General features: G+C 69.8%; 13 protein-coding genes. 12 read left to right on the top strand and 1 reads right to left on the bottom strand.

The window, feature by feature from the left end; translation table 11 throughout:
* The first annotated feature begins 1 nt into the window (after position 1).
* From FN821_RS09730 to FN821_RS09700, 7 genes are read left to right on the top strand one after another with little or no spacing between them, the layout of a single operon-like run.
* Entirely contained in the window at positions 2 to 835 is an 834-nt protein-coding gene (locus FN821_RS09730; RefSeq protein ID WP_131172448.1) for a segregation and condensation protein A, read from the top strand.
* Positions 832 to 1,647: an SMC-Scp complex subunit ScpB gene (gene scpB / locus FN821_RS09725; RefSeq protein WP_131172449.1), complete on the top strand. Its 816-nt coding sequence runs from the start codon at positions 832 to 834 to the stop codon at positions 1,645 to 1,647. The genes FN821_RS09730 and scpB overlap by 4 nt, the downstream gene beginning before the upstream one ends.
* On the top strand, positions 1,644 to 2,393 hold the full coding sequence (locus FN821_RS09720; RefSeq protein ID WP_131172450.1) for a pseudouridine synthase: 750 nt from the start codon (positions 1,644 to 1,646) through the stop codon (positions 2,391 to 2,393). The genes scpB and FN821_RS09720 overlap by 4 nt, the downstream gene beginning before the upstream one ends.
* Positions 2,394 to 2,401: 8 nt before the next feature.
* The gene (locus FN821_RS09715) at positions 2,402 to 3,727 is read left to right on the top strand and encodes a proteasome accessory factor PafA2 family protein (protein WP_131172451.1); all 1,326 of its coding nucleotides are present in this window, start codon (positions 2,402 to 2,404) and stop codon (positions 3,725 to 3,727) included.
* Positions 3,728 to 3,746: 19 nt separating this feature from the next.
* The gene (locus FN821_RS09710; protein WP_131172452.1) at positions 3,747 to 4,760 is read left to right on the top strand and encodes an FKBP-type peptidyl-prolyl cis-trans isomerase; all 1,014 of its coding nucleotides are present in this window, start codon (positions 3,747 to 3,749) and stop codon (positions 4,758 to 4,760) included.
* 32 nt (positions 4,761 to 4,792) lie between these two features.
* Complete coding sequence (locus FN821_RS09705; RefSeq protein ID WP_131172453.1) at positions 4,793 to 5,191, top strand: DUF6394 family protein; 399 nt, start codon at positions 4,793 to 4,795, stop codon at positions 5,189 to 5,191.
* A 3-nt stretch (positions 5,192 to 5,194) separates the two neighbouring features.
* The gene (locus FN821_RS09700) at positions 5,195 to 6,922 is read left to right on the top strand and encodes a potassium channel family protein (protein WP_131172454.1); all 1,728 of its coding nucleotides are present in this window, start codon (positions 5,195 to 5,197) and stop codon (positions 6,920 to 6,922) included.
* Here FN821_RS09700 and gluQRS read toward each other — a convergent pair whose 3' ends face one another.
* Positions 6,923 to 7,819: a tRNA glutamyl-Q(34) synthetase GluQRS gene (gene gluQRS, locus FN821_RS09695; RefSeq protein WP_131172455.1), complete on the bottom strand. Its 897-nt coding sequence runs from the start codon at positions 7,817 to 7,819 to the stop codon at positions 6,923 to 6,925.
* Between the two features lie 167 nt (positions 7,820 to 7,986).
* Here gluQRS and FN821_RS09690 point away from each other — a divergent pair, with 167 nt between their 5' ends.
* The 5 genes from FN821_RS09690 (at position 7,987) to FN821_RS09670 (ending at position 11,993) form a co-directional block, all read left to right on the top strand.
* Positions 7,987 to 8,934, top strand: a complete 948-nt coding sequence (locus tag FN821_RS09690) for a helix-turn-helix transcriptional regulator (RefSeq protein ID WP_131172456.1) — start codon at positions 7,987 to 7,989, stop codon at positions 8,932 to 8,934.
* Positions 8,931 to 9,875: a helix-turn-helix transcriptional regulator gene (locus FN821_RS09685; protein WP_131172457.1), complete on the top strand. Its 945-nt coding sequence runs from the start codon at positions 8,931 to 8,933 to the stop codon at positions 9,873 to 9,875. Before FN821_RS09690 ends, FN821_RS09685 begins: the two co-directional genes overlap by 4 nt.
* A gap of 96 nt (positions 9,876 to 9,971) precedes the next feature.
* Positions 9,972 to 10,205, top strand: coding sequence for a Sec-independent protein translocase subunit TatA/TatB (locus FN821_RS14900; protein WP_131172458.1), 234 nt, complete (start codon positions 9,972 to 9,974; stop codon positions 10,203 to 10,205).
* A 7-nt stretch (positions 10,206 to 10,212) separates the two neighbouring features.
* The gene (tatC, locus tag FN821_RS09675) at positions 10,213 to 11,061 is read left to right on the top strand and encodes a twin-arginine translocase subunit TatC (RefSeq protein WP_131172459.1); all 849 of its coding nucleotides are present in this window, start codon (positions 10,213 to 10,215) and stop codon (positions 11,059 to 11,061) included.
* On the top strand, positions 11,058 to 11,993 hold the full coding sequence (locus FN821_RS09670; protein WP_131172460.1) for a diacylglycerol/lipid kinase family protein: 936 nt from the start codon (positions 11,058 to 11,060) through the stop codon (positions 11,991 to 11,993). Before tatC ends, FN821_RS09670 begins: the two co-directional genes overlap by 4 nt.
* The last annotated feature ends 7 nt before the right edge of the window (positions 11,994 to 12,000 follow it).

Genomic DNA, 12,000 nt, shown 5'->3' with positions numbered 1-12,000 from the left:
CGTGACCACCTCGACGTTCAACGTCACCCTGACGAACTTCACCGGACCCTTCGATCTGCTCCTGCAGCTGATCACCCGGCACAAGCTGGACGTCACCGAGGTCGCCCTCAGCGTGGTCACCGACGAATTCATCACCCACGTCCGGATGGGCCAGTCGGGCGAGGAGCCGTGGGACCTCGACCAGACGACGTCCTTCATCGTCGTCGCCGCGACGCTGCTCGATCTGAAGGCCGCCCGCCTGCTGCCCCAGGGCGAGGTGGACGACCCCGAGGAGCTGGCGGTCCTCGAGGCCCGCGACCTGTTGTTCGCCCGGCTGCTGCAGTACCGGGCCTTCAAGACCATGGCGGCGATGTTCGCGTCCACCTTCGAGGACCAGGGACGCCGCCACGCCCACCCCGGCGGCCTCGAAGACCAGTTCCGCGCTCTGCTGCCCGAGGTCGAGCTCAACGTCGAACCGGACCAGCTCGCCTGGCTCGCCGCCCGCGCGATGGCGCCCAAGGAGGCGCCCGAGATCAGCTTCACCCACCTGCACGCGCCGAAGGTCAGCGTCGCCGAGCAGGCCGAGATCATCGTGCGGCGGCTGCGCAGGTCCGGGACGACCACCTTCCGCGCGCTCGTGGCGGACGCCGAGGAGCGCAACGTCGTCGTCGCGCGCTTCCTGGCCCTGCTGGAGCTGGCCCGCCAGCGCGCTGTGGCGTTCGAGCAGGTCACGGCGCTCGGCGAGCTCACCATCCGCTGGACCGGCACGGGTGAGGGCGAGATCGCCATCGCCGACGAGTTCGACGGCGAGCCGTCACCGGCGCAGACACCCATCGATCGCGAAGGAGAAGCATGACCGAGGACCAGGCCGCCGCGGCGGCGTCCGAGGAGACGGCGAAGCCGGCCGACGGCTTCGACATCGATCCTTCGACGATCACCGGCCCGCTGGAGGCGCTGCTGTTCATGGCGACCGAGCCCATGCCGACGGCCGAGCTGGCTCAGGCGTTGGACGTGCCCAAGCCGGTCGTCTGGCAGGCGCTGGACGAGCTTCGCGCGTTCTATGACACCTCCGGACGCGGGTTCGAGCTGCGGGAGGTGGGCACCGGCTGGCGCTACTACACCCGCCCCGAGCATCACGACGTCATCGCGCGCTGGCTGCTGGAGGGCCAACACGGACGCCTCAGCCAGGCCGCCCTCGAGACCCTCGCGGTGATCGCCTACCTGCAGCCGATCTCGCGGTCCCGGGTGAGCGCCGTCCGCGGGGTGAACGTGGATGGCGTCGTGCGCACCTTGGTCACCCGCGAGCTGATCGAAGAGACCGCTCGCGACCCCGAGACCGGGGCGATGCTCTTCTCCACCACGGCGACGTTCCTGGAAAAGATGGGGCTCACCAGCCTCGACCAGCTCCCGCCGATCGCGCCGCACCTGCCGGAGGCGTCCGCGCTGGAGGCCGAGCTCAGTGGTTTGGCGAGCCTGGCCGATCTGGGCGAGGATGCGACCATGACATCCTCGCCCTCCTCGCCGAACTCCGCTCCACCGCCCGAGGTCGCCGACGAGTGGGCCGACGAGCAGGTCGCCGAGTCCCAGGCCCACGCTGAGGACGACGCCCGCCGCGACGTCGCCATCCCGGACGCCGCCGAGCTCGACCGCCTGTCGGATCCGGCATGACGAGCGCGGACGCCGAGGGCATCCGGCTGCAGAAGGTGCTGGCCCAGGCCGGCGTGACCTCCCGTCGCAACGCCGAGATCATGATCGACGAGGGACGCGTCGAGGTGAACGGCGAGGTCGTTATGGAGCAGGGCCGCCGCGTCGACCCCGACCGGGACGCCATCCGCGTCGACGGCAAGCGGATCCCGCCGCCGCGCCGCCACGCCTACTACGTGTTCAACAAGCCGCGCGGCGTCGTCTCGACGATGGACGACGACCAGGACCGCGCGTCCATCGCGCACTACACGACCGTCCCGAACCTGCGGAAACTGGCCCTGCGTCACGTCGGACGCCTCGACACCGACACCGAGGGCATGCTCTTCCTCTCCAACGATGGCGACTTCATCAACCGGGTGACGCACCCCAGCTACGAGCTGCAGAAGACCTACGTTGCCGAGGTGTCCGGGGTGGTCGACAAGAAGCTGGCGGACCGGCTGAAGAAGGGCATCATGCTCGACGACGGCCCCATCAAGGCCGACCGGGTCAAGGTGGGGGCCACGTCCGGCAACAAAACGATGGTGACGATCGTCCTGCACTCGGGCCGCAACCACATCGTGCGCCGCATCTTCGAGGCGGTGGGGCATCCGGTGCGGGCGCTGACGCGCGTCCAGATCGGTCCGGTGAAGATGGGCCAGCTCAAGGTGGGTGAGATGCGCGAGCTCACCAGCGACGAGCTCGGCGCCTTGCTGGACGCCGTCAAGCTCTAGCCCCCGCCATGGGCAGGCGCGTCTACGGGCTCGAGACCGAGTACGGGCTGAGCGCCCGGACGCGTCCGCCGGGGGCGTCCGACTGGAAGCGCCTGACGTCCGACGAGGCCGCGAGGGCGCTGTTCGCGCCGATGGTCAACGCGTGCGCGACCACGGGAGCCTTCCTGAGCAACGGCGGTCGGCTCTACCTCGATGTGGGCAATCACCCCGAGTACGCCACGCCCGAGTGCACGTCGATCGACGACCTGGTGGTGGCCGAGCGGGCCGGGGACGAGTTGATGGTCGCGCTGGCCGCCCAGGCCACTGACCTCGAGGCCCAGGCCGGACGCGACACCGAGTTCCGCCTCTTCAAGAACAACGTGGACTCGTACGGCAACACCTACGGCTCGCACGAGAACTACCTGGTCGATCGGGCCACCGACCCGGACGCGCTGACCGCCTGGCTGGTGCCGTTCCTGGTCAGCCGGCAGGCGATCGCCGGAGCCGGACGCTGGCACCGCGGACGGTTCACCGTGAGCCAGCGCTGCGACGCGCTGGCCGACGTCGTGTCGAACCAGACCACGCGCAGCCGACCGCTCATCAACACGCGCGACGAGCCGCACGCCGACCCGTCGCGGTACCGCCGCCTGCACGTCATCTCGGGGGACTCCAGCCTGGATGAATCGTCCGCCTGGCTGAAGTACGCGAGCACCGAGCTGGTCCTGCGCCTGGCCGAGTCCGGACGCCCAGCGCCCGTCAGCATCGACGACCCGGTCTTGGCCCTGCGTCGCTGGGGACGCGACCCGCGCGAGGCGTCTGAGATCCAGGCGCGCTACGCCGAGCTGAGCGGCGAGATCGCCGAGGGCCTCGAGGACGCCTCCGCCGCCTGGCGGGACGCGTCCGTGGTGCCCGAATGGGCGCACAAGCGGCGACTCATCGAGGCCCACCGCGAGCGCCATTCCTTGTCGGACGCCGATCCGCGGCTCGACGCCCTGGACCTGCGCTGGCACGCCCTCGGCACTGACCCGCAGGGGCGTCCGCTCGGGCTCGCCCGGCTCCTGGAGGCCCGCGGCGAGCTAGCCCGGCTGACCGACCCGGTGGCGGTGGCCGCCGCCCGCGAGGTCGCCCCGGGTCCCGGCAGGGCGCGCCTGCGCGGATGCCTCATCGCCGCGGCCAAGCAACACGGCCGCGAGAACACGGTCGACTGGGCGTCCTTCGTGGTACATGACCTGCCCGCGTCCCTGCGCCTGGACGACCCGTTCGTCGAGTCGGACGCCGAGGTCGACGCCCTGGTCGAGCGGATGCGCGCCGAGCCTCGGCGGCGCACCGTCGGTGGATTCCGGCCCCCACAGTGAGGACGGCTAGGCTGCCGGGGTGCGTACATCTGTCTGGGTCACTGCTGCGTCGACCACCATCCTTGCCCTTGCCCTGACCGCCTGCGGCGGACCGTCGGCGACGGTGAGTCCGGCGGCGAGCGCGAGCGCCGCGGCGTCCGCCAACACGACCCCGACGCCGGAGCCCACCGCGCATCCGTCCATCGCGCCGTTGACCTCGATCGACGGGATCACGGTCGACGGCGAGTTCGGCAAGGCGCCCGCGATTTCGTTCACCGCACCCTTTGCGATCGACGCGACCAAGTCGAAGGTGCTGAAGGCCGGCACGGGTCCGGTCGTGGCCGAGACGAACTACGTCGACGTGAACTACCAGGGCGTGAACGCCTACACCGGCAAGACTTTCGACAGTTCCTTCACCCGCGGGCAGAGCGCTCAGTTCCCGCTGAGCGGCGTCGTCGCCGGCTTCAAGACCGGGCTGGTCGGCAAGCACGTGGGCGACCGCGTGCTCGTCGTGATGCCCGGCAAGGACGGCTACGACGGCAGCGGTGGCAGCGGTGATGGCAGCATCCTGATCGGCGACTCCCTGGTGTTCGTGGTCGACATCCTCGACATCGACTACGCCAAGCCCTACGGCACCCCCGTCGCGCCGAAGGCCGGGCTGCCGACGGTCGCCGTGGACGCCAATGGCGTGCCGAGCGTGACCATCAACTCCGCGACGGCTGCTCCGACGGCCACCGTCATCGAGCCGCTCATCGCGGGCAGCGGGACGCGCAAGGTCGCGGCGACCGACTCGATCGCCGTCCACTACCGCATGTACTCGTGGAAGACGGGCAAGCTGCTCACGGACAGTTTCGCCGATCCCGACTCGGGGAACCTGTCCGACGCCTTGCCTTGCTGGAAGGAGGGGCTGGTCAACCAGCCCCTGGGCTCGCGCATCATGCTCGTCTGCCCGCCGGTCAGCGGCTTCCCGTCCGGCAACCCCACGCCCGCGGTGGAGGCCGGCGACACGGTCGTGTTCGTCGTTGATCTGATGTTCGCCCAGCCCAACCAGTAACCTCGTCGGACCATCGAACCGAGGGAGCGCCCATGAACTTCGAAAAGGTTGTCTTCGGCTTCTTCGTGCTCCTGGCGGCCACGCTCAACTTCGGCTATGTCACGGGCGAGATCGGCAATCCGGCGCATCACAACGAGCTTGAGTTGTATGCAGCGATCGTCGTCAACATCGTCGTCGTCGTCCTGAAGCTGGGTGATCGGACGCAGATGGGTGCCATGCATCTCGCGTCCAGCCTGGTGGCGTCCATTCAGTTGCTCGTCGCGGGCGTCCAGTGGGTGTGGGAGACGCAGGCGAAGGGCATCGCCTCGATGGACGTCTCCCCGCACGCCATGAGCAGCGTGGTGTCGCTGGCCCTCGGAGCGCTGCTGGCGAACATCGTGTCGGTCGTGCTCATGGTGATCGAGACGGCCAACTTCCGGCGTCGGGTCTGAGCGGTGGGGCAGCCGGCTCCGGCGCGTCCGAGGTCGCCCCGGACGGTCCTGCGCCGCGTCAACGTGCGGCTGCCGGCCGCGTCGGCGCCCGCGGACGCACTCTTCATCCTGATGCGGCGCGTCCGCGGACCGTTGATCCTGGTCATCGCAATGTTCTCCCTCGACGTCGTCGGGATGACGTTGATGCCGGGGGCGGACAACGACGGCAACACCTACTACATGACGATCTTCGACGCGTTCTACTTCTGGAGCTACGCGGCGACCACGATCGGCTTCGGCGAGACCCCGTACAACTTCACCGTCGCCCAACGCATGTGGGTCACGTTCGGCATCTACAACTCGGTCATCTGCTGGGCCTTCGCGCTGGGCTCGATGCTGAGCCTGTTCTCCGACCGCGCCTTCCAGCGCGCGATCCGGCTTCAGCGCTTCGGGCGTCAGGTACGCCTCCTGCGTGAGCCGTTCCTGATCATCGCCGGCTACGGCCAGATGGGACGCCGCGTCGCGGAGACCTTGGACGCCGCCCAAGGCCGTCGCCTCGTCGTCATTGACACCGACGAGCGGGCGCTCGATCAGCTGGCCAGCGGCAGGCTCAGCGTCGACGTGCCGGCCGTGGACGGGGACGTCCGCGAACCCACGACGCTCGCCCTTGCGGGGCTGACCCATCCCTACTGCGAGGGCGTCTTGGCGTTGACGCACGACGACGCGGTCAACATGGCCGTGGTGATGGCGGTGCAGCTGCTGCGGCCTGAGGTGCCGGTCTACGCCCGGGCCAACGACCGGGCGATCGCCGCCACCATGCACGACTTCAAGTGCGATGCCGTCATCAACCCCTACGACCGATTCGGCGACTACCTGCAGTTGCGGCTCAGTCGCCCCACCACGTATCGGCTCGTGACGTGGCTGCTCGCCCCCTACGACGAGCCGCTGGGCAAGCCGCTCCGCTCGGTCCCGGCGGGCCGCTGGGTGGTGGCGAGCGACGATCACTTCGGCACCGAGCTGGCCGCTGACCTCCGCGGCATCGCCGAGAACGTCGATGTCGTCGACGTCGGACGCGACCTGCCACCCATGACCGATGTCGTCGGATTCATCGCCGGGGGCCGGGACGAGAACCGCAACCTGGCCTTGGCGGCGCACGCGCGACTGGACAATCCGGACGTCTACATCACGATCCGGGCCAGCTCGGAGTCGCTGGCGCCCTTGCTCACGGCGTTCGCGCCTGACACGGTCTTCATCCCGTCCAAGCTGACCGCCCAAGAGGCGTTGGCCCGCGTCGTGACGCCCGACTTCTGGGCCTTCTTCCAGCACGCCTTCGGCCAGGACGAGCAGTGGTCCGAGGAGCTCCTGGACCGGCTGGTCGAGCGCCAGGGTGAGGGGTCGCCGGCGAGCCGCCGGTTCGTCCTCAACGCGACTGACGCGCCCGGCGTCGTCCACTGGCTCGCGCACGAGACGCTCACCTTGGCCGATCTGCTCCGCGACCCCGCCGATCGCGATCAGCCCCTGAGCCTCGTGCCCTTGATCCTGACCCGGGGGGCCCGGGACCAGTTCGTGCCCAGTGACGACACCGTGCTGCAGGTGGGCGACGAAATCGTGATGGCCGGACACGACGGCGCTATGGCCTCCCTGGAGCAGACCCTGTTCCACCCGTCCGCGGTGGAGTACGTCGCCACCGGACGCATCGTGCCCTCGACCTGGCTGTTTCGGCGCCTCAGCCCCCGCGTCCAGAACGTCTGATCAACCGTAGAGCCACGGCTCCCGGGGCAGGCGCGCCGGATCCCAGCGCGCCAGCAACTCGTCAGCCGAGATCGGTTCCGCGGGCTGGTTGAGGCCGAGCGAGTGGCCGAGCAGCGACCGGACGCCGTCGGCGCCGATCCCCGCGTCCGCGAGGTCGGCGAGCGTGACGGCCCCGTCGCGCTTGGCGAGGCGGCGTCCCGTCTGGTTCAGCACGAGCGGCACGTGGGCGTACTGGGGCGCCCCGCCGCCGAGGCGTCCGATCAGCCACGCCTGCCGCGGCGAGCTCGACAGCAGGTCGTCGCCGCGGACGACCTGATCGACGCCCTGGGCGAGGTCGTCGACGACGACGGCCAGGTTGTAGGCGTACGCGCCGTCGTTGCGGCGGACCACGAAGTCATCCACCAGGCCGGTCACGGGTCCGTTCCACAGGTCGGTGACCGTGCTGGACGCCCCGGCCGCTCCGATCCGTAAAGCGGGCGGACGCCCCCGGCGCCGGTCCGCCGCCTCGGCGTCAGACAGCCCCCGGCAGGTGCCGCCGTAGGGGCGATAGCCGTCGTCGTGCGGGGCGGATGCCGACTCGGCGATCTCGCGGCGGGTGCAGAAGCACTCGTAGGTGGGCAGGTGGGCCAGGGCGTCCGCGTACAGGTCGATCCGGTCCGACTGCCGGACCACCTCGCCGTCCCAGTCGAGGCCCAGAGCGGCCAGGTCGCGCAGCTGCCGGTCGGCCACCCCGGACGCGGCGGCGACGCGGTCGGCGTCCAGGTCCTCGATGCGGACCAGGAAGCGGCGTCCAGTGGATCGGGCCATCAGCCAGGCCACCAGGGCGGTTCGCAGGTTGCCCAGGTGCAGGTCGGAGGTGGGGCTGGGCGCGAAGCGGCCGGCCGGTGAGAGCTGCATGGGACGAAACTACCGGTGACGTCTCCCGACCGGCCCAGCGACCCAGTCACGACCATGGATTCGACGCGGCCCGGCGACGTCACCGTCCCATCCGGCCGGGGAGTGTCGCCGCCGTGCCGCTGCTCAGGCCCGGTTAGGCTGGCACGTCGAGCGGGAAGGGGGCGGAGGTGTCGGCGAGGAAGTCCGAGCGGATCATGAACCTGACGATCTGCCTGCTGATGGCGCGTCGGTTCCTGCCGCGCGAGAGCATCCGCGAGGCCGTCGAGGGCTACCACGGGCTGTCGGACGCGGCCTTCGAGCGCACGTTCGAGCGCGATAAGGAAGAGCTGCGGGCGATGGGCGTCCCAATCGAGACCGGCAGCGACTCGGTGCTCTTCCCCGACGAGGTGGGCTACCGCATCCGCCGGGCCGATTTTGAACTGCCGCCGCTGGAGTTCAGCGCGGGGGAGACGGTCGCCCTGGGGCTGGCGTCCACCGTCTGGGACCAGGCCCGCGTGGCCGACGATATGGTCCGGGCGGTCGCCAAGCTGCGGGCAGCCGGCGTCGAGCCGGACGCCGACCGCGCGGCTCACCTGGCCCCCAGCCTCGCCGCTCACGAGGCAGCGTTCGAGCTGCTCTGGCAGGCGACCAACAGCCGTACGCGCGTCCGGTTCACCTACAAGGGCGTGGAGCGGGTCGTTGAGCCGTGGTTCCTGGCAAACCGGCGGGGGGCCTGGTACCTGCTGGCCTTCGATACGACGCGTTCGGATCGCCGCCTCTACAAGGTGGCCCGCGTCGAGGGCGAGGCCACGGTTGTCGGAGAGGCACAGGCGTACGCCGTTCCTGAGATCGACCTCGAGGCCGCCTTTGCCGCCCTGGAGGCGCGTCCGGCCGACCTGTGGGCGGTCGTCGCGATCGCCGACGGCAGGGCGCCGGACCTGCGGCGGCGTGCCGAGCCGATCGACGGCGTCGCCCCGGCCGGTCGGAGCCTGTTCCGCCTGCCCTATTCAGAAGAGCGCGATCCGGTGGGCGAGCTGGCGGCCCACGGCGCCGACGTCTTGGTGCTGGAGCCCGCGGCGCTGAGGGCTGCCGTGGCCCGGCACTTGCGCGGCGTGGTCGGCCTGGAGGCGTCGTGACGTCAGCCGACCAGGTGGCCCGACTGTTGGCCCTCGTTCCCTACCTGCAGCAGCATCCGGACGCCGACGTCCGGGTGACCGCAGCGTTGTTCAACACCACCCCGAGGCAGCTGGTCGCGGACCTCAAAGTGCTCTGGTACTGCGGCCTCCCGGGCGGCCTGCCTGGCGACCTCATCGAGATCGACATGGACGCGGTCGAGCTCCACGGACGCATCCGGCTCTCGAACGCCGGGTTCCTCGCGCGCCCGGTCCGGTTCACCCTGGACGAGGCCATGTCGCTGGCGGTCGCCCTGCGGGCGCTGCTGGAGCTGGGCGACTCGGGCCTGAAGACGGCGGTCCAGTCCGCCCTGGTCAAGCTGGAAGCCGTGATCGGCACCGAGGCGCGCGTCGGCGTCCGGTTGGCCGGGGGAGAGGACGAGACCAGGGACGCCCTGGCAGCTGCGCTGGCTCGCGGCGTGGCCGTCCGCCTGGACTACCACGGGCCGTCACGCGGAGTCGCGACCAGGCCGCTCGTGGACCCGGAACGCATCGTCGTCCGAGATGGCTACGCCTACCTGGACGCGTGGAGCCACGAACGGGGTGCCTGGCGAAGCTTCCGGCTCGACAGGATCGTCGCCGTGACGCCCACCGACCGGCCGGTGTCGGACCACGGGGCTCCGCCGAGCCCGGCGGGCGGCTGGCTGGATCATCGGCAGGACGCCGTCGAAGTGACGCTGGAGCTCGCCCCCGAGGCTCGCTGGGTCACGGAATATCACCCCATCCGCTCGGCCGTCATCAAGCCTGACGGCGTGGTGAGTGTCACGCTGCTGGTCGCGGACCCCGCCTGGCTGCGGCGCCTGCTGCTGCGCCTCGGGCCGGCGGTGCTGCGGGTCGAGCCGCCCGCGGCGGCGGCGTCCGCTGCGGAGGTGGCCCGCGAGGCACTCGACCTGTACGAGTCTTAGCGCGCGCTGAGGGGTGGCGGCGCTTCGTGGGGCGGCTACCCTGTGCCGTGCATCTACACTGATGCGGGCACAGCGTCGATCTCGAAGGAGCAAAGCATGCCGAACCTAGGTGGCTGGGAATGGGTCATTCTCGCCGTCGTCGCTCTCATCCTGTTCGGCGGGACGAAGATCTCCGGCTTCGGTAAGAACGCTGGCAAGGCGATCCGCGAGTTCAAGGAGGAGTCGCAGATCCAGAGCAAGGCCGACAAGGCACGCGCGGACGCCGAGGCGAGCATCGTGCACGACGCCGAGCTGGTCGATCCGCCGAAGAAGCCCGACGTCTCGGCCTAGCTGACCTATGGCCCGGCTGAACCTGGGCTGGCTCAAGCCCCCCAAGGTCCCGGCTGACGGTGTCATGTCCCTCGCGGACCATCTCCGCGAGTTCCGTTATCGGGTGGTGGTGTCCGCGCTCGCGATCATCGCGGGCATGATCGGAGTCGCGTTCTTCTGGCGTCCGCTGTTCAACCTGATGGTTGGCCCGCTGATGATGGCTCGGGATGTTCTCAAACAGACGAACCCGAACATCAACACAGTGTTGACCATGGAGGACTACACCCAAGGCTTCTTCCTGATCCTCCAACTGTGTCTCGTCGGTGGACTCGTCCTGACGAGTCCCTTCTGGCTCTACCAGGCGTGGGCGTATATCGTTCCCGCACTGTTGCAGAAGGAGAAGCGCATTGCGCTGTCCTTCATTGCCGTCGCGGCCCCCCTCTTCATCTTCGGCTGCCTCGTTGCCTATTGGGTGATGCCTCAAGGCATCATCGTCATGCTGCAGTTCACCCCCGACAATCTCGGCATCTTGAACATGCTCCGCGTCAACAACTACCTGAGTCTGCTGCTCCAGCTGATGGTCGTCTTCGGCATCGGGTTCCTGGTTCCCGTGTTCGTGGTCGCGTTGAACCTGGTGGGCATCATCTCCGGCGCGATGCTGAAGAAGGCCCGGACAGGCGTCATTTTCGGCACGTTCGTCTTCGGCGCGGCGGCCACGCCCGGCGCCGATCCGTTCTCGATGTTGGCCTTGGCCATCCCGATGATGCTGCTGTTCTTGATCGCCGAGGCGCTTTGCCACGCCAACGACAAGCGCCGCGCCCGCAAGATCGCGGCCGAAGAGAAGGCGGACGCCGAGCGCCGGGCGTTGACTCCGTGACGGAGGTTCGGCGTCGGCTGACGCTCCTGGTGAACCCGTCGTCGGGACGCGGCAAGGCCCGCCGCCTGCTGCCCAGGGTTGTCGCGGAGTTGGGTCGCCTGCTTCCGGACGCCGACGTCACCGTCCGGCTCACCACCGACTACGCGGACGCCCGCGCGCAGGCGTCCAGGGTGATCGGGGAGGCGTCCGGCAGCGACGGGCTGCTGATGATGGGCGGCGACGGCATGACGTCCATCGGTCTCAACGCCGCGGCGCAGAGCGGCGTGCCGCTCGGCATCGTGCCTGCCGGCACGGGCAACGACTTTTGCCGCGGCGTCGGGCTGCCCACCACGGTGGACCAGGCGCTGGCAGTCATCGCCGCCGGCCACACCGAGGACCTCGACCTGATGAGCGTCGACGGCGAGCTCGTCGACGGCTCCCAGCGGCGCTGGGTGGGCTCGATCCTGTCCAGCGGCTTCGACGAGAAGGTCAACTGGCGCAACAACCACCTGCCGATCAGCCTCGGCGCACCGTCGTACGCGTACTCGGTGATCATCGAGCTAGCCAAGTTCAAGCCCCTGGCGTACCGCATCGAGATCGACGGCGTCCCCCGCGAGCTGGACTCGATCCTCATCGCCGTCGGCAACGCCGGCGTCTTCGGCGGCGGCATGAAGGGCTGCCCGGACGCCGACGTCCGCGACGGCCTGCTCGATGTCACGATCGTCCATCCGGTCGGACGCGGCACCCTGATCAAGCTGCTGCCGCGCCTGTTCGACGGCACGTTCGCGAAGCATCCGGCGGTCGAGCTCCTGCGCGCCACCGAGGTCGGTATCGACGGCGACGGCCTGTTCGGCATGGCCGACGGCGAGGAGCTCGGACGCCCCCCGTTCACCTGCCGCGCCGTCCCCGGGGCCATCAGGCTCTACACGCCCGCCCCGGCCTGGCCGTCCTGACCGATCC

The sequence above is a fragment of the Propioniciclava tarda genome (genome assembly GCF_900182665.1).
Taxonomy (GTDB): Bacteria; Actinomycetota; Actinomycetes; order Propionibacteriales; family Propionibacteriaceae; genus Propioniciclava; species Propioniciclava tarda.
Note: the sequence above shows the minus strand (reverse complement) of the source record. Positions and strands in the feature narration are given on the sequence as shown.